Genomic DNA, 24,810 nt, shown 5'->3' on the forward strand with positions numbered 1-24,810 from the left:
TGATTGCGTTGGAACCCGCCCCCGCGCCCGTGCCGGAGAAAGTGATGCCCATGTTCGCCCGTTTGCCGCAGCCCCGCAAGGCCGCGGCCCGCCTCGTCGCCCTGTTCTCCATGTTCTGGCTGGCCGCATGCCAGCCGATTGTCGCCACCGGCCCCGTCTCGGACGCCCAGCGCGTCACCGCCGGCGCCCCCGTCAAGGTGGCACTCCTGGTGCCCGCCGGCTCGTCTTCGCAAGGCGATGCGCTGGTTGCCGCCAACCTCGAAAACGCCGCCCGCCTCGCCATCGCCGACCTTTCGGACGTCGAAATCGAGATGAAGGTCTATCCCACCGCCGGCGATCCGGGCCGCGCCGCCCAGGCGGCGACCACCGCCGTGGCCGAGGGCGCGCAGATCATCCTCGGGCCGCTCTACGCCGAGGCCGCCAACGCCGCCGGCGTGGCGGTGTCGAACCAAGGCATCAACGTCCTCGCCTTCTCGAACAACCCGACCATCGCGGGCGGCAACGTCTTCGTGCTCGGCTCGACCTTCGCCAACACCGCCAACCGGCTGGTGCGCTACGGCATGCGCAACGGCATCCAGCGCTACGCCGTGGCCTTTGGCAACGACCTGCAGGGCACGATCGGCCGCGACGCCATCGTCAACGCCGTGAACGGCGCCGGCGGGGCCGTGGCCGGGACCCAGGCCTACGAGCTGAGCCAGGCAGGCGTGCAGGCCGCGGCGCCGCGCGTCGCCGAAACGGTCCGCTCGACCGGCGCCACCGGCGTCTTCACCACGGCCGGCGTCAACGCCGACCTGCCGATCCTCGCCACCGCGCTCAACGATGCCGGCATCACGCCGCAACAGGCCCGGATGCTGGGCCTGACCCGCTGGGACGCGGCGCCGCAGGCGCTGGCGCTGCCGGGGCTGCAGAACGGCCTCTTCGCGGTGCCCGACACCGCTCGCAACCGCGGCTTCGAACAGCGTTACGCCGCGACCTACGGCGCGCAGCCGCACCCGCTTGCCGGGCTTGCCTATGACGGCATCGCCGCCATCGGCGCGCTGGCCGCCACGGGCCGCGCCGACGCGCTGACCCGCAACGCGCTGACCCAGAGCCAGGGCTTCAAGGGCACCTCCGGCATCTTCCGCCTGCTGCCCGACGGCACCAACCAGCGTGGCCTCGCGGTCGCCACGATCCGCAACAACCAGGTGGTTATCCTTGACCCTGCTCCCACAAGCTTCCGCGGCGCCGGCTTCTAGCCCGGCGACGCAGTCCACGACCGAAGCTTTCGACGCGCCGGAAGATCTCATTCTTCCGGCGCGCGACATATTCGACGCCGAGAAGGTCGGGGCGCGCCTCTCCGAGGCGCTCGCCGGAGCCGAGGACGCCATGGCCGCGCGGCGCGCGGTGGTCGGCGTGCTGGCCGAGACCCGCCGCGACGGTCGTGCGGCGATCGCGCGCGCCTTCGCCACCCGCCCCTTTGCCGCCCGGCCAGCGACCCGGGCCTATGCCTGGCTTACCGACCGGATCGTCACGGCCTGCTTCGACGCCGCTCGGACGCTGCACCCGCTGCACAACCCGACGGAGGGCGAGCGGCTGTCGCTGATGGGGGTGGGCGGTTACGGCCGCGGCGAGATGGCGCCGCATTCCGATGTCGACCTGCTGTTCCTGACGCCTTGGAAGATCACCCCATGGGCCGAGAGCGTCATCGAGACGATGCTCTACATGCTGTGGGACCTGAAGCTGAAGGTCGGCCATGCCAGCCGCACCGTGAAGGACTGCCTGCGGCTGGCTCGCGAGGATTTCACCATCCGCACCAGCCTCGTGGAATGCCGCCGCCTCGCCGGCGACCCGGCGCTGGCCACCAGCCTTCGGGACCGGCTCTGGGCCGAGCTGTTCCGCACCACCGCGCCCGAATTCATCACCGCTAAGCTCGCCGAGCGCGACGCCCGCCATCTCAAGCAGGGCGGCCAACGCTATGTCGTCGAGCCCAATGTCAAGGAGGGCAAGGGCGGGCTGCGGGACCTGCAGTCGCTCTACTGGATCGGCAAATATGTCTACGGCGTGCAGGATGCGGCCGAGCTCGTCGGGCGCGGCGTCTTCACCGACGAGGAATATGCCGAGTTCGTGCGGGCCGAGGATTTCCTCTGGGCGGTGCGCTGTCACCTGCACCTGATCACCGACCGGGCGATGGACCAGCTCACCTTCGACATGCAGGTCGAGGTGGCGGAGCGGATGGGCTATGCCGATGGCGGTGGCCGGCGCGCGGTCGAGCATTTCATGCAGGACTACTTCCGCCACGCGACCCGGGTGGGCGAGCTCACGCGGATCTTCCTGACCGCGCAGGAGGCCACGCATCTGAAATCCGAGCCGATGCTGACCCGGTTGCTGGCGCGACGCAAACGCGCCCGCCCGCCCTACCGCATCGTGCACAACCGGCTCGACGTGGCCGACGAGGCGGCCTTTCTCGCCGATCCGGTGAACCTGTTGCGGATCTTCGACGAATCCCTGCGCACCGGGCACCTGCTGCACCCGGACGCGATGCGGCTGGTGGCGGCGAACCTGCAGCTGATCGATGCCGGCCTGCGCGAGGATCGCGAAGCCAACCGCATCTTCCTCGACCTGCTGATCCGGCGCGGCAACCCCGAGCGGGCGCTGCGGCGGATGAACGAGCTCGGCGTGCTCGCGGCCTTCCTGCCCGAATTCGCGCCGATCGTCGCGATGATGCAGTTCAACATGTATCACCACTACACGGTGGACGAGCACACGATCCAATGCATCTCCACGTTGGCGCAGATCGAGCGCGAGGAGCTGGTCGAGGAGCTGCCGGTGGCCTCCGGCATCCTCAAGGCGGGGGTGAACCGCCGGGTGCTCTATGTCGCGCTCCTGCTGCACGACATCGGCAAGGGCCGCGACGAGGATCACTCCGTGCTGGGCGCACAGATCTCCCGCCGGGTCTGCCCGCGGCTCGGGCTGTCGAAAAAGGAATCCGAGACCGTCGAATGGCTGGTGCGCCATCACCTGCTGATGTCGGACATGGCGCAGAAACGCGACATCTCCGAGCCCCGCACGGTGCGCGACTTCGCCCGCGCGGTGAAGACCAAGGAGCGGCTCGACCTGCTCTGCGTGCTGACCGTCTGCGACATCCGTGGCGTCGGCCCCGGCACTTGGAACAACTGGAAGGCCATGTTGCTGCGCGGGCTCTACACCGCGACCGAGGAGGCGCTGGCCACCGGGCTCGAGGATCTCAACCGCGGCGCCCGCGAGGCCGAGGCCAAGAAGGCGCTGCGCGATGCGCTGTCGGACTGGCCGCAGCCGGAGCTGCGCGCCGAGACGAGCCGGCATTACGGCCCCTACTGGCAGGGCCTGCCGCTCGACAGCCACCTCACCTTCGCGCATCTGCTGCGCGGGTTGCGCACCGACGAGATCCGCACCGACCTGATGCTCGACGCCGACCGCGACGCGACCCGGGTGAGCTTTGCCACCACCGACCATCCGGGGCTGTTTTCGCGGCTCACCGGGGCCTTGGCGCTGGTCGGCGCCAACATCGTCGACGCGCGCACCTACACCGCCAAGGACGGGCTCTGCACCGCCGTCTTCTGGATTCAGGACGCCGAGGGGCATCCTTACGAGGAGGCCCGCCTGCCGCGCCTCGAGCAGATGATCGGCAAGACCCTGCGCGGCGAGGTGGTGGCGCGCGACGCCATCAAGGACCGCGACAAGATCCGCAAGCGCGAGCGCGCCTTCCGCGTGCCGACCTCGATCGCCTTCGACAACGAGGGTTCGGAGATCTTCACCATCATCGAGGTCGACACCCGCGACCGGCCCGGTCTGCTCTACGACCTGACCCGGACGCTGGCGGCGGCAAACGTCTATATTTCCTCCGCCGTCATCGCGACATATGGCGAGCAGGCGGTCGATACTTTCTACGTCAAGGACATGTTCGGATTGAAATACCATTCTGAGTCGAAGCAGCGCGCCCTCGAGCGTCGCCTGCGCGAGGCCATCGAAGCGGGCGCACGGAGGGCCGTGTCTTGAAGCCCATCCGCTTGGTGCAGGGCTTTCTCACCGTCGGCATCTGGACCCTGCTGAGCCGGGTCTTCGGTTTCGCCCGCGACATCATGATCGCCGGCTATCTCGGCGCAGGCCCGGTGGCCGAGGCCTTTCTCGTGGCCTTCTCCCTGCCCAACATGTTCCGCCGCTTCTTCGCCGAGGGCGCCTTCAACATGGCCTTCGTGCCGATGTTCTCGAAGAAGGTCGAAGGCGGCGAGGATGCCGAGGCCTTCGCGCAGGAAGCCTGGGTCGGCATGGCCTTCGTGCTGACCGTGTTCACGGTGGCCGGTATCGTCGCGATGCCGGGCCTGGTGCTGCTGATGGCCTCGGGCTTTGCCGGGGACGAGCGTTTCGACCTCGCCGTGGAATACGGCCGGCTGGCCTTTCCCTATATCCTGTTCATCTCGCTCGCCGCGCTGGCCTCGGGCGTGCTCAACGCCACGGGCCGCTTCATGGCCGCGGCCGCGGCGCCGGTGCTGCTCAACATCGTGTTCATCGTTGCGGTGCTGATCGGCGCGGCGCTCGGGCGCGATCCGTCCGAGAGCCTTGGCCTCGGCATCGACCGGGCACTGGGGCTCCGGGTCGGTGACACGCTGGCACTGTCGGTGCCCTTCGCGGGCGCGGTGCAGCTCGGCCTCGTCTGGTGGGCGGCCAAGCGCGCGGGCTTCCACCTGCGGCTGGGCTGGCCGCGGCTGTCGCCCGACATGCGCAAGCTCTTCGCCATCGCCGCCCCCGCCGCGCTGGCGGGCGGCGTGGTGCAGATCAACCTGCTGGTCGGCCGCCAGGTCGCGAGCTTCTTCGAAGGCGCGGTGGCCTGGCTCAACTATGCCGACCGGCTCTACCAGCTGCCGCTGGGCGTCGTCGGCATCGCCGTCGGCGTGGTGCTGCTGCCGGACCTGTCGCGACGGCTGCGCGCCGGCGACGAGGCAGGTGGTCGCGACGCCTTCAACCGCGCCGCCGAGATGAGCCTCGCGCTCACCATCCCCGCTGCCGTGGCGCTGGTGGTGATCCCGGTACCGCTGGTCTCGGTGCTGTTCGAACGCGGCGCCTTCACCTCTGACGACACGATGGCGACGGCACTCACCGTCGCGGTCTATGGCCTCGGCCTGCCCGCCTTCGTTCTGCAAAAGGCGCTGCAGCCGCTGTTCTTCGCGCGCGAGGACACCCGCTCGCCCTTCCGCTACGCGGTGGTGGCGATGCTGGTGAACGTCGTGGTGGCGGTCGGCCTCGCACCGGTCATCGGCTTCATCGCCGCCGCGCTGGGCACGACGCTGGCGGGCTGGGCGATGGTCTGGCTGCTGTGGCGCGGCTCGCGGCAAATGGGTGCGGCTGCGGAATGGGATGACCGCTTCCGCCGCCGGCTGTGGCGGATCTGCGGCGCGTCGGCCTTGATGGGGGCGTTGCTCTTGGCCGCGGCGGCGCTGCTGGGGCCGTTCCTCGCTACCGCATCGGTGCGCTACCCGGCCCTGGCGCTGCTGGTTGCGATCGGCATGGCCGGGTATTTCGGCTTCGGCCAGCTCCTCGGGGCGTTTCGGCTGGCCGAGTTTCGTCGGGCGGTGCGGCGCTAGCGCGTCCGCATCCGCGCGAGAAAGCCGCGCGCGCCGCCCGGCGCGAGCAGCGACGCCAGCGCGATCCCGGCGATGAAACCGGCGGCGTCGGCCACCCATGCGGGGTCGGCGCCGAACAGCAGCCCGAAGACGAGCTGCAGTCCCAGCAGCACCCCGATCAGCCGGAACGCCGCCAGCCGGTTCGACCCGGCCTGCCCAAGCCTGAGCCACATCAGGTAGGTGAAGGCGCCGATCAGCCCGTAGATCGCCGGATAGGCGCCGATCAGCGGGTAGCTCGCCGTCACGAAGAGCCCGAAGCCCACCGCTCCGGCCAGCGTCGTGACGACCAGCAGCAGCGCCAGTGCCACCGGGTGCAGGACCTCGCCGACGAACTTGCCCAGCGCCAGCAGAAGCGCCACGGCAAAGAGCGCATGGGTCAGGCTCATATGCACGAACGGGTAGCTCAGCAGCCGCGCGGCGAGCCCCCAGTCCCAGGCCACAAGCAGGCGGTCGAACACGGCCGGGGCAAAGCCATGCCCCTCGATCGCGGCGATCCGCCAGCCCACGGCCTGCGGCCCGCCGACGAGGCCGGTGGCACCGAGGCTGAGCGCGGCCTCGATCAACGCCATGACCAGCGCCAGCACGACAATCAGCGGCGGCAACGAGCCGAACGGCCCCTCGATCGGCGCGTGGTTCGGGTCGGGGCGGTCGTAATAGCCTTGCGGTCGCATCCTTAGGTCCCTTCGGTTGACCTCGACAGGGGGCATGGCTAATCGGAATGCCACCCGGTTTCCAGCAGGACACGCGCCATGACCGACACCACGTTCGCCCCCCGCGTCTTTTCCGGCATCAAGCCCTCGGGGGGTCTGACGCTCGGCAACTATCTGGGGGCCATCAAGCGGTTCGTCGAGATGCAGGGCGGCGAATTCGAGACGCTCTACTGCGTGGTCGACCTGCACGCGATCACCGTCTGGCAGGATCCCGAGGAGCTGCGCCGCGCCACCCGCGAGGTGGCGGCGAGCTACCTGGCCTCGGGCATCGATCCGGAAAAATCGATCCTGTTCAACCAGTCCCGCGTCTCGGCCCATGCCGAGTTGGGCTGGCTGTTCAACTGCGTGGCGCGCGTGGGCTGGATGAACCGGATGACCCAGTTCAAGGAAAAGGCGGGCAAGAACGCCGAGAAGCAATCGCTCGGCCTTTACGCCTACCCGTCGCTGATGGCCGCGGACATCCTCGCCTATCACGCCACCCACGTGCCGGTGGGCGAGGACCAGAAGCAGCACGTGGAGTTGACCCGCGACATCGCGGCCAAGTTCAACCACGACTACAAGACCGACTTCTTCCCGCTCACCAACCCGGTGATCGAGGGGCCGGCGATGCGGGTGATGAACCTGCGCGACGGCACCCAGAAGATGTCGAAGTCGGGCGAGAGCGACATGGAACGCATCAACATGACCGATGATGCCGACGCCATCGCCAAGAAGTTCAAGAAGGCCCGCACCGACCCCGCCCCCCTGCCCGAGAGCGTCGAAGGCCTCGCGGATCGTCCCGAGGCGAAGAACCTCGTCAACATCTATGCCGGGCTGTCGGGCATGACGGCAGAGCAGGTGATCGCCGAGCATGGCGGCGCGGGCTGGGGCCAATTCAAGCCGGCGCTTGCGGATCTGGCGGTCGAGAAGCTGGCGCCGATCTCGTCCGAAATGGCGCGGCTGATGGACGACCCGGCCGAGATCGACCGGATCATGGAGCGCGGCGCCGAGCGTGCCCGCGCCATCGCCGACCCGATCCTGTCGAAGACCTGCGAGATCATGGGTCTCATCCGCTGAAGACCCTCGGGCGGGGCGCCGCGCGCCCTGCCCGTCCCCTTCGAATACGCATGACTGGCCAGGCTGATCGGCCAAGAGGCCCACGGCGGGACTGACCGCCGATGGCGGGATTTGCGTATTTAAGGAATGGTGAAGGACGAGCGCCGGTCCTTCGGCGGCCGCTGTTCGACGGACCCGCCGATAGGCGCAGGGAAAGGGGCGGCGTGCCCCTTTCCCGCTTTCGAAGCTCAGATCAGCCGCACTTTCGTGCCGACCTCGGCAAGCGCGTAGAGCTTGGCGATGTGTTCGTTGTAGAGACCGATGCAGCCGTCGGAGGAAGGCCGCCCAATCTTGCGCGTGTCATGGGTGCCGTGGATCCGGTAATACTGCCACGACAGGTAGAGCGCATGGGTGCCGAGCGGGTTGCCCGGACCGGCGGGCACCACCTTGGGGAGCGAAGGATCGCGCTCGCGCATCGAGGGCGTCGGCGTCCAGGTCGGTCCCTCAACCTTGCGGACCACCTCCGTGTAGCCGAGCTTGGTCAGCTCGGGGCTGACCGGCACCGAAGAGGGGTAGAGGCGATATGTCTCGCCGTCGCCGCCCCAGTAATGCACCGCCCGGGCCTTGGTATCAGCGACGATCACGCCCACGCCCAGCGCGTCGAAATGGTCGCGCCAGTCGATCTTCTGCAGCGCCGAGACGTTGCGCTGCACCGCGCCGGGCACGGCGAATGCCGGGGCCGCGAGCGTGGCGAGGCCGGCGGCGCCGGCGACGAGGAAACCGCGTCTGCTACGGGTCATGGGAACTCCTTGCCTGTTTTGTCCGGGTATACCCCCGCCGGGTAACCGATGTTCAACTCACGAGAGCGCGAGGCCCAGACATGTTGCGTCGGTGCCGTACGAATCCTGTGGCCGTCGGAAGGAGTCGTACGGCACCTATGGTCGGGGCTGCCCAGGCACAAGGAAGGCCAGCCGGAGACATGGCCCTCTCCCCCTCGGTCAAGCGCTTTTGCGCGGCGTGAGCGCAACGCCGCCGGGAAGGATCTCGGCTGGCGGCGCGGCATCTCTGGACCCCTGCTGGCCGCCTGCCTAGCCTGCCCGCAGAGCGGAGGATCATGACCATGGCAGGCGCGCGGAAGGCGAGCGCTCTTCAACGGCGCGGTGTACGGGGCACGGGCGGCTGATGCGGCCCTGGCGTATCCTCGACCGCCTGCTCGCGCTGGTCCCTCCGGTGCTCAGCGCCTTGGCGCTGGTCCTGCTGCTGACGCAGAATCCCTTCGCCACGCCCTATCTCCAGCGCAGCACCGAAGCGGTGGCGCTCGAGTTGCGGGCCGCGCTGGCGCGCGAAGTTACCCCCGAATGGTACATGGCCGAGATGGACCGCGCGCTTCTGGCCGAGGATCTCGACGCGATGCGCATGGTCTCTGCGGTGGGCGGCCGGCACGGTATCGCCCCCTCGCCCGCGCTGCTGGGGCGGATGCAGGCGCTCGAGGCGCAGGAGACCGGGGCTCTCGCGGCGGCGCGCGACTGCGCGGTCTGCGCCGCCGACATCACCGCCTGCCCGCGCGTGGCGCTCCTGGCGATGTGCGGCGTGACGGTCGAGATGACGCCTCTGGGCGATCTGAACGCGCTGCGCCGCGCGGCGCAGACCGCGCTGCGCGGCGAGGAGGTCGACCGCATCGAGGTGGCGCTGGCCGGGGTCGGCCTCGGCGCGACCGGGCTCGTGCTCGCGTCGGGCGGGACCAGCGTCACGGTCAAGGCGGGCGCGACCGCGCTGCGGCTGGCGCGGCGGCTGGGAACGGTGACGGGCCGCTTCGGCGAGGAGCTGCGCGGCATGGCCGATATCGGGCTGCGGCTCGACCGGGTCGACGACCTGGCGCTGGGCCGGGCCCGGCTCGATGAGGTGGCGGACGGGGCGCGGGTGGCGCGGATCGGCGATCTGGCGTCGGATCTGGGCCGGATCGCGGCCAACAGCTCGCTCACCGATGCGGTGCTGATGCTGCGCCATGTCGACGACGCCGACGATGCGCGCCGGCTTGCAAGGCTGTCGGAGGTCGCCGGTCCCGACACGCGCGCCACGCTCGAGATCCTCGGCAAGGGCCGGGCCTTCCGGGCGCTGGTGCGGCTGTCGGATATCGCCATCGGCGCGGCGGCACTGGCATGGCTGCTGGCGGGACAGGTTCTCCTACTACTCGGCGAGCGGATCGGGCGGATGATCCTCGCGCTGCTGCGCGTACCGGTGCGCCAGCGCGCCACCGGTGAGGCACCGCGCCCGCGCCGCGCCGCGCAGGCTGCCGCGATCCGGCCAGAGCCGCCGCTGACCCGGCCCGCGCCCCGGCTGCGCCCCGATCCGCCGCTGCGCCGCCCCGTTGCCATGCACCCCGGCCTCGGCCACACTCCGGCCGAATAGGGAGAATTCATGCGCAAGTTCCTTGTGATCCTCGACGACAGCCGCGAATGCCTCAACGCGATGCGCTTCGCGGCGATGCGCGCCGGCAAGACAGGCGGCGGCGTCACCATCCTGTCGGTGATCTCTCCGGACGAGTTCAATCATTGGGTCGGGGTGGGCGAGATCATGCGCGCCGAGGCCCGCGAGCGGATCGAGGTGCATTTCGAAGTGTTCGCCAAGTGGATGCGCGACCGCCAGAACGTCCATCCCACACTCGTGATCCGCGAAGGCGACACCGTGCCCGAGATCCTCGCCCAGATCCGCGAGGATGCGGAGATCGGCGTGCTGGTGCTGGGCGCGGGCTCGGACCGCAAGGGGCCGGGCCCCCTGGTCACCCAGCTCACCCGCGAGGCAGGCTCGCTGCCGGTGCCGATCACCATCGTGCCGGGCGACATTTCCAAGGAGCGGCTCGAGGCGATCACCTGAGCGCGATTTAGAATCGTTCCAAACATTGACTTCGCGGGTCCGGAAGCGCATATCGGGGGCCTGCAACGAAAGGTGGCCGCGATGTTCATCCAGACCGAATCCACGCCGAACCCCGCGACGCTCAAGTTCCTGCCGGGGCAGACCGTTCTCGAGATGGGCACCGCCGATTTCCCCTCTGAGGAAGCCGCGCAGTCGAGCCCGCTGGCCAAGCGCATCTTCGCGACCGGCGGCGTGGCAGGCGTGTTCCTCGGCTCGGACTTCGTCACCGTGACCAAGACCGAAGCCGTCGAATGGGACCACATCAAGCCCGCCGTGCTGGGCGCGGTGATGGAGCATTTCCAGTCCGGCGCCCCGGCGATCGATGACGGCACTTCGAACAGCGCTTCGGGCGGTCATGCCGAGCATACCGGCGAAGACGGCGCCATCGTCGAACAGATCAAGGAACTGCTCGACACCCGCGTTCGTCCGGCCGTGGCCCAGGATGGCGGCGACATCACTTTCCACGGCTTCGACCGCGGCATCGTCTACCTGCATATGCAGGGCGCCTGCGCCGGCTGCCCCTCCTCGACCCTGACGCTCAAGATGGGCATCGAGAACCTGCTGCGGCACTACATCCCCGAGGTGGTCGAGGTCCGGCCCGTCGCGGCCTGATGACCCCGCTTCTGGCGATCGACACGTCGGCCGCGCATTGCGCGGCCGCGCTGCTTCTGGGGGACCGGGTCGCAATCCGGGTCGAGCCGATGGCCAAGGGCCAGGCCGAGCGGCTGATGCCGCTGCTCGAGGAATTGCTCGCGGCCGAGGGCTTCGGCTGGCGCGACCTCGCGGCGATCGGCGTCGGCACCGGTCCGGGCAACTTCACCGGTCTCAGGATCGGCGTTTCGGCGACGCGTGGGCTGGCGCTGGGGCTGGGCGTCCCGGCAATCGGCGTCTCGGGCTTCGAGGCCGCAGCTCTGGGCCACCCGCGCCCGGTGACCGTCGCCCTGCCCGCCCCGCGCGATCACCTCTGGCTTCAGCATCTGACCGAGACCGGCGCCGAGCCGCCCCGCCTTGCCCCGGCCGCGGAGGTGGGAGAAGTTCTGCACGCGCCCGATGCCGAGACGCTGGTGCGGGCCATAGCCCAGCTTGCATGCGAGCGTGCCGGCACACCGCAGCCGCGCCCCGCCCCGCTCTATGTCCGCCCTGCCGACGCGGCCCCGCCGCGCGATCCCGCGCCGCTGCTGATCGAATGAGCGACCCTCAGGCGCTGGCCGACACCTACGCGGCGGCCTTCCCGGCCGAGCGCGGCTGGAGCGCGACCGAGTTCGCAGCACTGCTCGCCGCGCCGGGCGCGATCTTCACCGGGGATACGACCGCCTTCGTGCTGGGCCGCGTGACGCTCGACGAGGCGGAGATCCTGACGCTCGCCGCCCATCCCGATCACCGCCGCAAGGGCCGGGCGCGCACCGCCCTCGCCGCGTTCCATGCCGTCGCCCATGCCGCGGGGGCCACGACCGCCTTCCTCGAAGTCGCCGAGGACAACGCGGCGGCGCGCGCGCTTTACGAAGCGGCAGGCTATGTGCGCGCCGGGCGACGCCCGGGCTATTATCCCCGGCCTGGGCAGGCGCCCGCGGCCGCGCTGATCCTGCGCCGCCCATTGCGATAGACTACCCTTGCGTCAGTCGCCCTCCGCGTGGGCGGAACGGCCCGAAACGCCCGGTGACTTGGCGCAAATCAGGGAAAAATCAGTTGACCCCAAAGGGTCGCGCATTGCCTTATCCTGCCATGAGCCGGCGCATGACCGGCACGGCGCATGCCCTCCGGGCGGCGCCAGACCTGACAGGGAGCTATGAATGACCCATCTCGCGAAATTCCTCGGCGCGACCGCCGCGCTCGCCCTTTCCGCTGGCGCCGCGCTGGCCGATCCGGCGCTGATCTTCGATCTCGGCGGCAAGTTCGACAAGTCGTTCAACGAGAGCGCCCATAACGGTGCGACCCGTTGGGCCGAGGAGACCGGCAACTCCTATGCCGAGGTCGAGCTGCAGTCCGACGCCCAGCGCGAGCAGGCGCTGCGCCGCTTCGCCGAAGCCGGCAACAACCCGATCGTCACGGTGGGCTTCTCCTTCATGACCCCGCTCGAAGAGATCGCCGGCGACTACCCGGAGACCAACTTCGTGATCATCGACGGCGTGGTCGATCAGCCCAACGTCCGCTCGGTCGTGTTCAACGAGCACGAGGGCTCCTACCTCGTCGGCCAGATGGCGGCCATGGCCTCCGAGAGCGGCACGATCGGCTTCATCGGCGGCATGGACATCCCGCTGATCCGCAAGTTCGCCTGCGGCTATGCCCAGGGCGCCAAGGCGGTGAACCCCGACATCACCGTGCTGTCGAACATGACCGGCACGACCCCGGCGGCCTGGAACGACCCGGTCAAGGGCTCCGAGCTGACCAAGGCGCAGATCTCCCAGGGCGCCGACGTGGTCTACGCGGCCGCCGGTGGCACCGGGATCGGCGTGCTGCAGACCGCTGCCGACGAGGGCAAGCTGTCGATCGGCGTCGACAGCAACCAGAACTACCTGCAGCCCGGCTCGGTGCTGACCTCGATGGTCAAGCGCGTCGACAACGCCGTCTACGACGCCTTCCAGGCGGGTGAGAACATCGAGACCGGCTTCTACGTGATGGGCGTCGACAACGAGGGCGTCGGCATCGCCGTGGACGAGCACAACGAAGCGCTCGTCACCGAAGAGATGACCGCCGCCGTCGAGGACGCCAAGGCCAAGATCGCCTCGGGCGAGATCGAAGTGCACGACTACATGAGCGACGAAGGCTGCCCCTCGCTCGATTTCTGATCGCCTCACAGGCAGGAAAGAAGGGGCCGCGCCGCGATGCGCGGCCCCGTTTCGCTCCGAAGGACCGAACCGCATGACCGACCAGACCCCCGCGATCGAGCTCAAGGGCATCTCCAAGGCCTTCGGACCGGTGCAAGCCAACAAGGATATCTCGATCCGGGTGATGCCGGGCACGATCCACGGCATCATCGGCGAGAACGGCGCCGGCAAGTCGACGCTGATGTCGATCCTCTATGGCTTCTACAAGGCCGATGCCGGCGAGATCTTCATTAACGGCAAGCACACCGAAATCCCCGACAGCCAGGCCGCGATCCGCGCCGGCATCGGCATGGTGTTCCAGCACTTCAAGCTGGTGCAGAACTTCTCCGTGCTCGAGAACGTGGTGCTGGGCGCCGAGGACGGCGCCTTGCTGCGCCCCTCGCTCGCCAAGGCACGGCGCGAGCTCAAGGCGCTGGCCGCCGAGTACGAGCTCAACATCGATCCTGACGCGAAGATCGAGGATATCGGCGTCGGCATGCAGCAGCGGGTCGAGATTCTGAAGGCGCTCTACCGGCAGGCCGACATCCTGATCCTCGACGAGCCCACGGGCGTGCTGACCCCGGCCGAGGCCGACCACCTGTTCCGCATCCTCAAGGGGCTGCGCGACCAGGGCAAGACGATCATCCTGATCACCCACAAGCTGCGGGAGATCATGGAGATCACCGACACGGTGAGCGTGATGCGCCGCGGCGAGATGACCGCCACCGTCAAGACCGCCGAAACCTCGCCGCCCGAGCTGGCCGAGCTGATGGTCGGGCGCAAGGTGCTGCTGCAGGTCGAGAAGGCCCCCGCCACGCCCGGCAAGACGATCCTCGAGGTCGAGAACCTGCGGGTGATCGACAGCAAGGGCGTCGAGCGGCTTCGCGGCATCGGTCTGGAGATCCGCGCCGGCGAGATCCTCGGCCTCGCCGGGGTCGCCGGAAACGGCCAGTCCGAGCTCCTCGAGGTGCTGGGCGGCTACCGCAAGGCCGAGGGCCGGATCCGTCTCAACGGCGAGGAGATCGACCTCACCGGCCGCAAGTCGGACGCTCGCACCCGCCGCGCGCGCGGCATCGCCCACGTGCCGGAGGACCGGCACCACGAGGGCCTGATCCTCGATTTCGCCGCGTGGGAGAACGTGGCCTTCGGCTATCACGACAAGCCGGAATTCAACAAAGGCATCTTCATGGACAACGCGGCCATCAAGGCCGACGCCGCCGCGAAGATGGAGCGCTTCGACGTGCGCCCCCCGAACCCCAACCTCGCCGCCAAGAACTTCTCGGGCGGCAACCAGCAGAAGATCGTCGTGGCGCGCGAGATCGAGCGCAACCCGGACCTGCTGCTGATCGGCCAGCCGACGCGCGGCGTCGACATCGGCGCGATCGAATTCATCCACCAGCAGATCGTGGCGCTCAGGGACATGGGCAAGGCTGTGCTGCTGGTCTCGGTCGAACTCGACGAGATCATGTCGCTCTCCGACCGCATCGCGGTGATGTTCGACGGCCAGATCATGGGCGAGCGCGTGCCATCCGAGACCGACGAGCGTGAGCTCGGCCTGCTGATGGCCGGCATCACCGACACCGACAAGCCGCACAGCGAGGCCGAGATCGAGGCCAACCTCGCCCGCAAGCGCGCCAGCGCCGCCAAGGAGGCCTGAAATGCAACGTATGCCGCAATGGGCCGACGTGGTGCTGATCCCGCTGATCAGCCTGCTGCTCGCCGCCCTGCTCTCCGCCCTCGTCATCCTCGCCATCGGCGAGAACCCCTGGGCCGCGCTCAAGCTGATGGTCGATGGCTCGATGGGCTCGACCTATGCCTGGGGCTACACGCTCTACTACGCGACCAACTTCATCTTCACCGGCCTCGCCGTGGCGATCGCCATCCATGCGCGGCTGTTCAACATCGGCGGCGAAGGCCAGGCGATGCTGGGGGGCCTGGGCGTGGCATTGGTCGCGCTCTACATTCCCTGGCCGCACTGGACGCTGGCGATCCTCGGCGGCGCGGTGGGCGCCGCGCTCTTCGGCGCGGCCTGGGCCTTCATCCCGGCCTGGCTGCAGGCCAAGCGCGGCAGCCACATCGTGATCACCACGATCATGTTCAACTTCATCGCCGCGGCGCTGCTGAACTACCTGCTAATCGGCGCGCTCAAGCCCTCGGGCTCGATGGAGCCCGCGACGGGCCGCTTCCCCGAAGCGACCCACCTGCCGACCTTCCAAGACATGTTCTCGACCGCCGAGACGGCGCTGTTCCGCGGCGCGCCGGTCAACGTATCCTTCTTCGTGGCGCTTCTCGCCTGCGTCGCGGTCTGGGCGCTGATCTGGCGCACCCGGCTGGGCTACGAGATCCGCGCCTTCGGCCAGTCGGAATCGGCGGCGAAATACGCGGGCATCTCGCCTACCCGGATCATCGTCGTGACCATGCTGATGTCGGGCGGTCTCGCGGGGATGATGGCGATCAACAACGTGATGGGCGAGGCCGAGCGACTGGTCCTGAACGCGGTCGAGGGGGCGGGCTTCATCGGCATCGCCGTGGCGCTGATGGGGCGTAGCCACCCCTTCGGCGTGCTGCTCGCGGCGCTCCTGTTCGGCTTCCTCTATCAGGGCGGCGCGGAACTGGCGCTGTGGACCTCGATCCCGCGCGAGCTGATCGTGGTGATCCAGGCCCTCGTGATCCTCTTCACCGGCGCGCTCGACAACATGGTCCGCATGCCGCTGGAGGCGATGTTCCTGAGGCTGCGGCCCGCGCCGAAGCCCGCCCGCAAGACCGAACCGGCGGAGTGAGCCCATGGATTTCCTGACCCTTCTGCAGGTGCTCGACACCACCATCCGGCTGGCTACGCCGCTGCTTCTGGCCTGTCTCGCGGGCCTGTTCTCCGAGCGCGCGGGCATCTTCGACATCGGCCTCGAGGGCAAGATGCTGGCCTCGGCCTTCCTCTCGGCCGCCGTCGCCGCCGCCACCGGCTCGGTGCTGATCGGCGCCGCGGCGGGGATCGGCGCGGCGCTGTTGCTCTCGGGCATCCACGGCCTCGCCTCGATCACCTTCCGCGGCAACCAGCTGATCTCGGGCGTGGCGATCAACTTCCTCGCCGCCGGCCTGACGGTGGTGATCGCCCAGAGCTGGTTCGGCCAGGGCGGCCGCACGCCGCAGCTGTCGGGCAATGCCCGTTTCGAAACGATCACCCTGCCGCTCGCGGCCGAATTGCGCGACATCCCCATCCTCGGGCCGATCTATGCCGAGCTGATCTCGGGCCACACGCTTCTGGTCTACGTGGCGCTGCTGGCGGTGCCGCTGACCTGGTGGGTGCTGTTCCGAACCCGCTTCGGCCTGCGGCTGCGCGCGGTGGGCGAGAATCCCGCTGCGGTCGACACCGCCGGCGTCTCGGTCGTGGGTCTGCGCTTCGCCGCCGTGGCGATCTGCGGCCTGCTCACCGGCCTCGCGGGCGCCTATCTCTCGACCGGCCTGCAGGCGGGCTTCGTCAAGGACATGACCGCGGGGCGCGGCTACATCGCGCTGGCGGCGCTGATCTTCGCCAAGTGGCGGCCGTGGTACGCGCTCGGCGCCTGCCTGCTGTTCGGCTTCCTGCAGGCGCTCGCGCTGCGCCCCGACGTGATCGAGAGCACGATCGGCTTCGAGGTCGGCGTGCAGCTGTTGGACGCCCTTCCCTACATTCTCACGGTGGTGATCCTCGCGGGCTTCGTCGGCCGCGCGATCCCGCCCCGCGCCGGAGGCGAACCCTATGTCAAAGAGCGTTGAACTTGCGGGCCTGATCAAGGCCCAGGCCGGGGCCGAGCCCGTCAAATACGGCCTGATCCTCGGCTCCGGCCTCGGCCATATCGCGGGCGCCGTGGACGGCGTGACGATCCCCTATGACCAGCTCGCCGGGTTTCCCCATGCGGGCGTCTCGGGCCACAATCCGGTCCTCGCGGTGGGCAACCTCGAAGGCCAGCGGGTCGCCGTCTTCGGCGGCCGCGCCCACTATTACGAGCGCGGCAACCCGAACGAGATGCGGCTGCCGCTCGAGGTGCTCAAGGAGCTCGGCGCCGAGGCGGTGATCCTGACCAACGCGGCCGGCTCGCTGCGCGCCGAGATGCCGACCGGCTCGATCATGGCGCTATCTGACCACATCAACTTCTCCGGCCTCAACCCGCTGATCGGCGAGACGACCGACCGGCGCTTCGTGCCGATGGGCGACGCGCATGACCCTGCCCTGCGCGACCGCCTGCGCGCGGCCGCCGAGGCCGAGGGCGTCGAGATGCATGAAGGCGTCTACGCCTGGTATTCCGGCCCCTCCTTCGAAACCCCGGCCGAGATCCGCGCGATCCGCACGCTGGGGGCCGACGCGGTCGGCATGTCGACCGTGCCGGAGGTGATCCTCGCCCGCTTTCTCGGGATGCGGGCGCTGGCGATCTCGGCGATCACCAACATGGCGGCCGGCATGTCCGACGAGAAGATCGGCCACGAGCACACCAAGGCGATGGCCCCCCTCGGCGCGGCCAAGCTCGAGCAGGTGTTGCGGCGAATGCTGCGCGACGCGGAATAAACACCGCCACGGAACAGTTTCTCCGGCCGGGGGCTTGGAAATCCCGGCCGGGCTTGCGTTAATCGGGCCCATCCGCCGGGAGCCCGCATGCAGCTCTATCTTCCCATCGCCGAGGTTTCGGTCGACATTCTGCTGATCCTCGGCCTGGGCGGGCTGGTCGGGGTGTTGTCCGGCATGTTCGGAGTGGGCGGCGGCTTCCTGATTACGCCGCTTCTGTTCCTCGCAGGCATCCCGCCCGCCGTAGCGGTGGCCACCTCGACCAACCAGATCGTCGCTTCCTCCTTCTCGGCATTGCTCGGCCATCTCAGGCGGCGCACCGTCGACATCGCCATGGGCTCGGTGCTGCTGGCCGGCGGGCTGATCGGCTCGGGCCTGGGCATCATGGTGTTCAACTGGCTCAAGGCGCGCGGCCAGGTCGATCTGTTGGTGGAGCTGAGCTACGTGCTGTTTCTCGGCACCGTCGGCGCGATGATGTTCATCGAAAGCGTGAACGCGCTCCTGCGGGCGCGCCGCCCCGGCGCCCGGCCGAAACGCCGTAAGCACTACTGGGCGCACGCGCTGCCCTTGAAGATGAAGTTCCGGGTCTCCGGGCTCTACATCTCGGCCATCCCGCCGCTGATGGTCGGGCTGTCGGTCGGCGTGCTGGCCGCGATCATGGGGGTGGGCGGCGGCTTCGTGATGGTGCCGGCGATGATCTATCTCCTCGGCATGCCCACCAAGGTCGTGATCGGCACCTCGCTGTTCCAGATCATCTTCGTCACCGCCTTCACCACCATGCTGCATGCCGTCACCAACCAGACCGTCGACATCGCGCTGGCGCTGCTGCTGATCGCCGGGGGCGTGATCGGCGCGCAGCTCGGCACCCGGATCGGCGCGCGGATGAAGGCCGAGCAACTGCGCATCCTGCTGGCGCTCCTGGTGCTGGCGGTCTGCGGGCAGCTCGCGCTCGGCCTCGTGCTGAGGCCGTCGGAGCTCTACGTCGTCGAAACGGTGCGCCCGGCATGATCCTGCGTCTCGCGCTCCTACTGGTCGCGCTCGCCCTGCCCGCCCGGGCCGAGGAGATCGTGCTCGGGCTGAGCCAGGACCAAGTGGCGATCACCGCCACATTCGACGGCTCCGACATCCTGATCTTCGGCGCGGTCCGGCGCGAGGCGCCACCACCCGAAGCGCCGCCGCTCGAGGTGATCGTCACCGTTTCCGGTCCGCTCGCCCCGGCCACGGTGCGCCGCAAGGAGCGCCGGGCCGGCATCTGGGTCAACACCGAGGTCTTCGAGGTCGACGCCGCGCCCTCCTTCTACGCCGTGGCGACCACCGGCCCGCTGGAGGAGATCCTGACCGCCACCGAAGATCTGCGCCACGCCGTGTCGATCCCGCGCGCCATCCGCGCCGTCGGCAACCGCGTCTCGGGCGCGGGCGACTACGTCGCCGCGCTGCTGCGGATTCGCGGCGCGGAGGGCCTCTACCGCTACGAGGAAGGGGCGGTCGACCTCGAGCGGGAGACGCTGTTCCGCACCGCGCTGACGCTGCCCGCCGACTTGGTCGAGGGCAACTACACGACGCGGATCTTCCTGACCCGGGGCGGCGCGGTGGTCGACCGCTACGAGACGGTGATCGGCGTGCAGAAGGTCGGCATCGAGCGCTGGCTCTACAATTTCGCGCAGCAGCAGGCGGCGCTCTACGGGCTGATGGCGCTGGCGCTGGCGGTGCTGGCCGGCTGGGCCGCGTCGCTGGCCTTTGCCGGCTGGCGCCGCTGACCGGTAAAATTCCGGCTATTCCCCGCCTCCCCGCCGCTGCCCCGCCCATGCTAACCTCGCGCCCGGGGGTCCACCGGCGCAGGCGCAAGGAGAACCGATGTCACATCGCTGGATGTTCGACGTGCTGAACGATCTCGAGACCTATGCGATCCGCAACGGCCTGCCCGGGCTGGCGCATCGGCTGTCCGAGGCGGCAGGTCATGCCACGCAGGAGCTGGCGCACCGCGCCCCGCCCGACCGGGGCGACCGGCCCCGGCATCCCGCCCGCCTCCCGCCCAACCGCCCGGCCGGGCACAGGGACTGACCGCCACGGCGCCTCTGGCCCCCGGCTCGCGGCACGGGTAGGGTCGCGCCCATGACGCTTCCCGCCGTGACGTTCTCCTCCGACCAGGCCGAGGCCTGGGATGCCGTGACTCAGGTCCTGCGCCTGAGCGGCATCGATCTCGACGACGAGCTTCTGTCGGCGCCGGCCTCCGAAGCGCGCCACGCCATCGCCGTGATCGGCAAGGCAGGCTCCGGCAAGACGCTGCTGCTGGCCGAGCTCACCCGGCGGCTCAAGGAGGCAGGGGTCGACATCGTCTCGGGCGACTGGGAGGGCCGTCGCAAGAAGGACCGCCGCACGCTGGCGATCCTCGCCCCGACCAACAAGGCGGCGAGCGTGCTGCGCAATCGCGGCGTGCCGGCGACGACGATCCACCGCATCCTCTACACCCCGGTCTACGATCCGGAATACGAGAAGATCGCCGAATGGCTGGCCGGCGAAGGCGAGCGCCCGAACATCGAGGCGCTCACCGACGAGGCGCTCGACCGCGCGGCGGGCGCCTTCGCCACCCATGGCTCGGTCCCCGCGGCATTGGCAGCGGCCGGTCTCAGGGGCTCGGACTTCATCACCGGCTGGAAGCGCCGCGAGGAGCCGCTCGACCTCGGCTTCATCGACGAAAGCTCGATGCTCGATGAGAAGCAGGTCGAGGATCTCAAGGAGATCTTCCCGACGCTGGTGCTGTTCGGCGACCCGGCGCAGCTCCCGCCGGTCCAGTCCTCGGGCGGCATGGTGTTCGACACCATGAAGGATGCCGACAAGCACGTGCTGCACCGCATCCACCGGCAGGACGCGGACAACCCGATCCTCGATCTCGCCCACGCACTGGCCGATCCGCAGGTGGATTTCTACGCCTTCGAGCGGATGGTGCGCGAGGCGTCCGAGCGCGACGAGAGGGTGGTCTTCGCGCCGCGTGTGGAATCGGACCTGATGGCCCGCTCCCCGGTGCTGGTCTGGCGCAACGCCACGCGGATCCGGCTGATCCACGCCTTCCGCGCCGCGCATGGCGCGCCCGAGGGCGACCTGCTGCCGGGAGAGCCGCTGATCTGCGACGGCATCGAGCTGCCCTTGAAGCATCGCAAGAAACGGCTCGACCTCGAGGCGCGCGGTCTGATCAAGGGCGCGCAGGTGATCTATATGGGCCCCGGCCGCAAGCCGGGCTTCTCCCGGCTGCACGTGATGGGCGCGCCCGAGCCGCAGCTTTCCGCCGCCTCGATCGTGCGGATCGAGCAGGAGGGCGATGCCGAGCCCTTCATTCCTTATGCCGCACGCATGGGCGCGACCTTCCTGCACGGCGCCGCCGTCACCATCCACAAGGCCCAGGGCTCGCAGTGGGACACTGTGCAGGTCTTCGCCCCCGACATCGAGATCGCGGCGCGGATGGGCCGGGTCGAAGCCGGCCAGCCCTTGTGGAAGCGGCTGGCCTATGTGGCGATCACCCGCGCCGAGCGCGAGCTGCGCTGGGTGGTGCGCTCGATGCTGGCCAAGCCCTCCGAGCCGCTGAGGACCGATGATCTCGTCGCGCCCGCGGCCCCCTTCGAGCTCAGCGCCCCTCAGGCGGCTGGCTGACCGGACCGGCCAACGCCGTCGGCTCGAAATGATGCGCGATCGAGGCGGCGTAGAAGCCGAGCACCGTCTCGGCGCCCGGCGCCGGACGCAAACCGCCTGCCTCCTCGACCAGCAGCCCGCGCTGCCCGAGCAATTCGAGCGCATCGGCGGTGACCCGTGCGGCGTCGCGGCGCGGCAGGGCGATGCCGCGCGCCTGCAGCATGGCCAGCCGTGCCGCCACCCGGATCTCGATCCGGCCCGGCGGCAGCGGTGCGGCGTCGAGCAAGATTCCCGCCACGAGCGGGACCGGCAACACCGGCATCACCGCCTCGATCCGGGCCATCATCTCGCGCGCCAGCCGGGCGGTATCCTGCGGCGTCGGCTGCCGATCCCCCAGGAACTCCGCGAGCGACACGGGCCGGCCGAACCCGACCGAGGCCGTGCCGAAACCTTTGAACCGTCCTGTCAACTGGCGCAGCAGGTGCCCCAGCACCACACGCACCAGACGTGAGGGCGGCACCCGGAAGCGGCGATTGCCCGCCCGCGCCGCCCCGATCAGCACCCGGTCCTCAAGCACCCGGTCGTAATTGAGCGCCACCGGCACGAAGATCACGTCGCGAGGGTGGCTGCCGAAATCCTCGACGATATGCCCCAAGAGCCCGGTCTTGGCCGAGGCGAGCCGTCCATCGAGGCTCAACCCGCCCTCGGGAAAGATCGCCTGCGTCACGCCGCCCGCGGTCGCCATCTGCACGTAGCGCTGCAGCACCCGGCGATAGAGTGCGCCGCGATCGCGCCTGCGGATGAAATAGGCGCCCATCATCCGGATCAGCGGCGTCAGCGGCCAGATCCGTGCCCATTCGCCCACGGCATAGGACAGCGCGGAGGTCCGCGCCGCCAGCCAAGTCACCAGCACGTAATCCATGTTGGAGCGATGGTTCATCACGAAGACCACCGCCGCGTCGGGGTCGATCGCGTCGATGGCGCTACGGTCGAACGCCCCCAGCCGGATCCGGTAGAGCGCCCGGCTGAGCCACTGCGCCGCGCGGGTTCCGAAGGTGAAATAGGCGGTCGCCGAAAAGGAAGGCACGATCTCGCGGGCGTAATCCCCGGCGAGTTCGAAAGCGACGTTCTCGGGCACCCCGTGGCTCTTGGCGTGCTCGACCACCGCTTGCGCCACCAGCGGGTCGTAGATCAGCCGCTGGATCATGTCGTGGCGGCGGGCCAGCTTGAACGGCTCGATCGGCCGCGCGAGCCGGGTGTTGAGGCGGGCCACGGCCCGCTCCATCCGCTTGCGGAAGAACCAGCGCACCGAGGGAAACAGGAAATGCGATGCGAATGTGACCGCCGCGAAGAGCAGGATCAGCACCAGCAACCAAAGTGGGATCTCGACGGGACGGAACATGGGCCGACCCTGCCGCAATCGTCGTCGCTGCGGTAGCGCCGGGCGGCCTGATCGGCCCTCGGGCAGGCATCCGCAGCGCAAAGCGATGCGCGCAGAACACGCTGTCCGCTCGACCGGTGAAGCCTTGGACCCTTACGAGGTGCCGCGGTCTGGACGCTCGGCCCGCGACGGCCCATCATACGGGCCTCCGCAGAACGCGGCGTACTATCCCGTGCGGCGCGCGCCGCGGGCCGCTGAGGCCCGGCCGGCCCGCCGCCCCCGCGAACCGGACGAGGCCATGACCCTTCACCGCTCCAAGACGCCCCGGACGCCGGGGGCTGCCCCCGCCACCTTGCGGCCCGACCTGCCGAGCCGGGCGGGCTTCGATTCAGATCACCCGCTGGCCACAGGGCTGGTCGGGGTGGAGGGGCCCGCGCTGGGTCATCTTGGCGATCTCGAGGCGCTCTGGCCCGACCGGCTGCCGGACGTGCTGGAGCTTGATGGCGGCGCGGCCGGTCCTTGGCACCTGGCCCTGGTGGCGGCACTGGCCGAACGGCGCGGCGTCGCGCCCCCCCAGGGGGCCCTGCTCCACGACCCGTTGGCGCTGCGCCACGCCGCCGCCGCCCCGGCCTGGTCCGACCGGGCGGCGCTCGGGCTCGGGGCGGATGCGCTGTGCTGGGCCGGACGACGCCTGCCCGGCCTGCGCGGCGCCCGGCTGCGCATGCCCGCGCTCAGCCCCGAAGGGATGGCGCTGACGCTTCGCTCCGGCCTTGCGCTCCTCGCCGCCACGGCGCGGCGCGAGAAGCCCGAGCACCTGCGCGCCGCCGCCTGCGGGATCGACATCGTGATGCCGGCCGACGACGAAGCGGCCCGCGGCTGGGGGGCGGTTCTGACGACGCTCTGGCAGGAGCTGGTCGCCGAGCGGCACGGCCCCGGCTTCGCGGCCCGGCCCGACCTTATCCAGTACCGGCACGGCGCCTCGGAAATTGCCCCGCCCGACCCCGACGCAGCAGCTCAACTGCGGGCCGCGCTGCTGCGGGCCGAGGCCGAGGAGCTGCCCTGGCCGGAAACTGATCCTTCTCGCCCGGCCGATACCGCCCCACCGCTTTCCGAGCCCGATCGCGCGGCAGCGCTGCTCGCCTGGCGACGGCAGCGTGACGGCAACGCGGTGCAGAAATCGCTGCTGGCGCTGCGCGAGGCCGCCAAGCGCGGCATCAACGTCATGGGCCCCTCGGTGGCCTGCGCCAAGGCGGGGGTGACCACGGGCGAATGGGGAACGGTCATGGCAGGGGCACTGCCCGGCACCGCGGCAAAACCCGAACCCGCGCCGCCTTCGGGCGTCACGTTCCTACTGGCCCGCCCCGGGCTCGACGCGAGGCTGCCGCGCGCCCTGCCCTCCCCCGCCGAAGCCCGTAACCGTGGGATCGAGCTGCGCGATACCGGACCACGTCGATTGCCCTCCGATATCGTCGCGGCGGTGCTCGACGATCGCCCCCAGGCACTGCTGCTGTCCCTGCCCAGTCCACAATCGGCGCAAATGGCCATCGAAACCCTTGCCGAATTGCGCCGTGCCGGTTTCGGCGCCATGCCGGCGCTCGGTCTGATTGAATTTCAGCTTGACGCACCGCTCGAAAAGGCGCTTGAAGCAGCCGGGCTGCCCTTGAAGCGAGCGCGCAGCTTCGCCAACGGCGATTTCTTGCAAGAAATTGTGAATTTGGTGACGTGACGAAAAACAATCGTTGCGCTTAATCTATTCTTTTAGATATCTCGTAATTGACGGTTATCCATTACATTGGATCCTTAGAAACCTGTCGATTATCGAATGGAAAGAGAGATCATGGCACAAGACCTGCACGAAATGTCCCGCAAGGAGCTGGAAAAGCTTCGCCGGGATATCGACGAGGCGCTGTCCACCGTGTCGCAACGCGAAAGAAAAGCCGCGCTCGAAGCTGCCGAACGCGCGGCTGCGGAACATGGCTTCTCGCTGGCCGAATTGGCTGAAGCAGCCTCGAAAGGCCGCAAGACCAAAGCCAAGACCCCTGCGAAATATCGCAATCCCGAGGATCCGAACCAGACCTGGTCCGGCCGTGGCCGCAAGCCGCGCTGGATCAACGAAGCAGAGGCCGCCGGGCGGCCGCTCTCGGATTTCGAGATCTGATTAGACAGGGGC

Annotated in this window: 23 protein-coding genes; 20 read left to right on the forward strand and 3 right to left on the reverse strand. The window is 69.4% G+C overall.

What is annotated here, in order from left to right:
- Positions 1 to 50 precede the first annotated feature (50 nt).
- The 3 genes from T8T21_RS09285 to murJ are packed head-to-tail and all read left to right on the forward strand — an operon-like array spanning position 51 to position 5,597.
- Positions 51 to 1,235 carry a penicillin-binding protein activator gene (locus T8T21_RS09285; RefSeq protein ID WP_322337477.1) on the forward strand — a complete coding sequence of 395 codons (1,185 nt, stop codon included), beginning with the start codon at positions 51 to 53 and terminating at the stop codon, positions 1,233 to 1,235.
- Complete coding sequence (locus T8T21_RS09290; protein WP_407660024.1) at positions 1,195 to 4,014, forward strand: [protein-PII] uridylyltransferase; 2,820 nt, start codon at positions 1,195 to 1,197, stop codon at positions 4,012 to 4,014. The genes T8T21_RS09285 and T8T21_RS09290 overlap by 41 nt, the downstream gene beginning before the upstream one ends.
- Complete coding sequence (gene murJ, locus T8T21_RS09295; protein WP_322335393.1) at positions 4,011 to 5,597, forward strand: murein biosynthesis integral membrane protein MurJ; 1,587 nt, start codon at positions 4,011 to 4,013, stop codon at positions 5,595 to 5,597. Before T8T21_RS09290 ends, murJ begins: the two co-directional genes overlap by 4 nt.
- Here murJ and T8T21_RS09300 read toward each other — a convergent pair.
- Entirely contained in the window at positions 5,594 to 6,307 is a 714-nt protein-coding gene (locus T8T21_RS09300; RefSeq protein ID WP_322335394.1) for a rhomboid family intramembrane serine protease, read from the reverse strand. The two genes, murJ and T8T21_RS09300, sit on opposite strands and share 4 nt — an antisense overlap.
- Positions 6,308 to 6,385: 78 nt before the next feature.
- Between T8T21_RS09300 and trpS the strand changes: the two genes are divergently transcribed.
- Positions 6,386 to 7,402, forward strand: coding sequence for a tryptophan--tRNA ligase (gene trpS, locus T8T21_RS09305; RefSeq protein ID WP_183473615.1), 1,017 nt, complete (start codon positions 6,386 to 6,388; stop codon positions 7,400 to 7,402).
- A gap of 227 nt (positions 7,403 to 7,629) precedes the next feature.
- On the opposite strand, the gene T8T21_RS09310 is transcribed toward trpS, so the two are convergent.
- Complete coding sequence (locus T8T21_RS09310; protein ID WP_322335395.1) at positions 7,630 to 8,181, reverse strand: L,D-transpeptidase; 552 nt, start codon at positions 8,179 to 8,181, stop codon at positions 7,630 to 7,632.
- 382 nt (positions 8,182 to 8,563) lie between these two features.
- Between T8T21_RS09310 and T8T21_RS09315 the strand changes: the two genes are divergently transcribed.
- From T8T21_RS09315 to T8T21_RS09380, 14 genes are all read left to right on the forward strand, one after another.
- Positions 8,564 to 9,790, forward strand: coding sequence for a hypothetical protein (locus tag T8T21_RS09315; protein ID WP_322335396.1), 1,227 nt, complete (start codon positions 8,564 to 8,566; stop codon positions 9,788 to 9,790).
- Between the two features lie 9 nt (positions 9,791 to 9,799).
- Entirely contained in the window at positions 9,800 to 10,255 is a 456-nt protein-coding gene (locus T8T21_RS09320; RefSeq protein ID WP_183473605.1) for a universal stress protein, read from the forward strand.
- Between the two features lie 81 nt (positions 10,256 to 10,336).
- Positions 10,337 to 10,906 (forward strand): NifU family protein, encoded by a 570-nt coding sequence (locus T8T21_RS09325; protein WP_322335397.1) that lies wholly within the window; start codon positions 10,337 to 10,339, stop codon positions 10,904 to 10,906.
- The gene (gene tsaB / locus T8T21_RS09330; protein WP_322335398.1) at positions 10,906 to 11,484 is read left to right on the forward strand and encodes a tRNA (adenosine(37)-N6)-threonylcarbamoyltransferase complex dimerization subunit type 1 TsaB; all 579 of its coding nucleotides are present in this window, start codon (positions 10,906 to 10,908) and stop codon (positions 11,482 to 11,484) included. The genes T8T21_RS09325 and tsaB overlap by 1 nt, the downstream gene beginning before the upstream one ends.
- Positions 11,481 to 11,897: a GNAT family N-acetyltransferase gene (locus T8T21_RS09335; protein WP_322335399.1), complete on the forward strand. Its 417-nt coding sequence runs from the start codon at positions 11,481 to 11,483 to the stop codon at positions 11,895 to 11,897. The genes tsaB and T8T21_RS09335 overlap by 4 nt, the downstream gene beginning before the upstream one ends.
- A 187-nt stretch (positions 11,898 to 12,084) precedes the next feature.
- Positions 12,085 to 13,080 (forward strand): BMP family lipoprotein, encoded by a 996-nt coding sequence (locus T8T21_RS09340; RefSeq protein ID WP_183473593.1) that lies wholly within the window; start codon positions 12,085 to 12,087, stop codon positions 13,078 to 13,080.
- Positions 13,081 to 13,153: 73 nt separating this feature from the next.
- Positions 13,154 to 14,755, forward strand: coding sequence for an ABC transporter ATP-binding protein (locus T8T21_RS09345; RefSeq protein ID WP_183473590.1), 1,602 nt, complete (start codon positions 13,154 to 13,156; stop codon positions 14,753 to 14,755).
- A gap of 1 nt (position 14,756) precedes the next feature.
- The gene (locus tag T8T21_RS09350; RefSeq protein ID WP_183473587.1) at positions 14,757 to 15,878 is read left to right on the forward strand and encodes an ABC transporter permease; all 1,122 of its coding nucleotides are present in this window, start codon (positions 14,757 to 14,759) and stop codon (positions 15,876 to 15,878) included.
- Positions 15,879 to 15,882: 4 nt separating this feature from the next.
- Positions 15,883 to 16,851, forward strand: coding sequence for an ABC transporter permease (locus T8T21_RS09355; protein WP_183473584.1), 969 nt, complete (start codon positions 15,883 to 15,885; stop codon positions 16,849 to 16,851).
- The gene (locus T8T21_RS09360; RefSeq protein WP_322335400.1) at positions 16,835 to 17,638 is read left to right on the forward strand and encodes a purine-nucleoside phosphorylase; all 804 of its coding nucleotides are present in this window, start codon (positions 16,835 to 16,837) and stop codon (positions 17,636 to 17,638) included. Before T8T21_RS09355 ends, T8T21_RS09360 begins: the two co-directional genes overlap by 17 nt.
- Positions 17,639 to 17,725: 87 nt before the next feature.
- A complete protein-coding gene (locus T8T21_RS09365; protein WP_183473578.1) occupies positions 17,726 to 18,643 on the forward strand; it encodes a sulfite exporter TauE/SafE family protein in 918 nt (305 codons plus the stop codon).
- On the forward strand, positions 18,640 to 19,392 hold the full coding sequence (locus T8T21_RS09370) for a TIGR02186 family protein (protein WP_322335401.1): 753 nt from the start codon (positions 18,640 to 18,642) through the stop codon (positions 19,390 to 19,392). The genes T8T21_RS09365 and T8T21_RS09370 overlap by 4 nt, the downstream gene beginning before the upstream one ends.
- 97 nt (positions 19,393 to 19,489) lie before the next feature.
- A complete protein-coding gene (locus tag T8T21_RS09375; RefSeq protein ID WP_322335402.1) occupies positions 19,490 to 19,696 on the forward strand; it encodes a hypothetical protein in 207 nt (68 codons plus the stop codon).
- A 51-nt stretch (positions 19,697 to 19,747) separates the two neighbouring features.
- Positions 19,748 to 21,280, forward strand: coding sequence for an ATP-dependent DNA helicase (locus T8T21_RS09380; protein ID WP_322335403.1), 1,533 nt, complete (start codon positions 19,748 to 19,750; stop codon positions 21,278 to 21,280).
- Here the strand turns inward: T8T21_RS09380 and T8T21_RS09385 are convergent.
- On the reverse strand, positions 21,255 to 22,661 hold the full coding sequence (locus T8T21_RS09385; RefSeq protein ID WP_322335404.1) for a 1-acyl-sn-glycerol-3-phosphate acyltransferase: 1,407 nt from the start codon (positions 22,659 to 22,661) through the stop codon (positions 21,255 to 21,257). The genes T8T21_RS09380 and T8T21_RS09385 overlap by 26 nt on opposite strands.
- Positions 22,662 to 22,938: 277 nt before the next feature.
- Here T8T21_RS09385 and T8T21_RS09390 point away from each other — a divergent pair, with 277 nt between their 5' ends.
- Together T8T21_RS09390 and T8T21_RS09395 are read left to right on the forward strand one after the other, a co-directional pair.
- On the forward strand, positions 22,939 to 24,366 hold the full coding sequence (locus tag T8T21_RS09390) for a methylmalonyl-CoA mutase family protein (RefSeq protein ID WP_322335405.1): 1,428 nt from the start codon (positions 22,939 to 22,941) through the stop codon (positions 24,364 to 24,366).
- A gap of 111 nt (positions 24,367 to 24,477) precedes the next feature.
- Complete coding sequence (locus T8T21_RS09395) at positions 24,478 to 24,798, forward strand: H-NS histone family protein (protein ID WP_322335406.1); 321 nt, start codon at positions 24,478 to 24,480, stop codon at positions 24,796 to 24,798.
- Positions 24,799 to 24,810 lie beyond the last annotated feature (12 nt).

Origin of the sequence: Limimaricola variabilis, assembly GCF_034371605.1 — a bacterium.
Classification (GTDB): domain Bacteria; phylum Pseudomonadota; class Alphaproteobacteria; order Rhodobacterales; family Rhodobacteraceae; genus Limimaricola; species Limimaricola variabilis.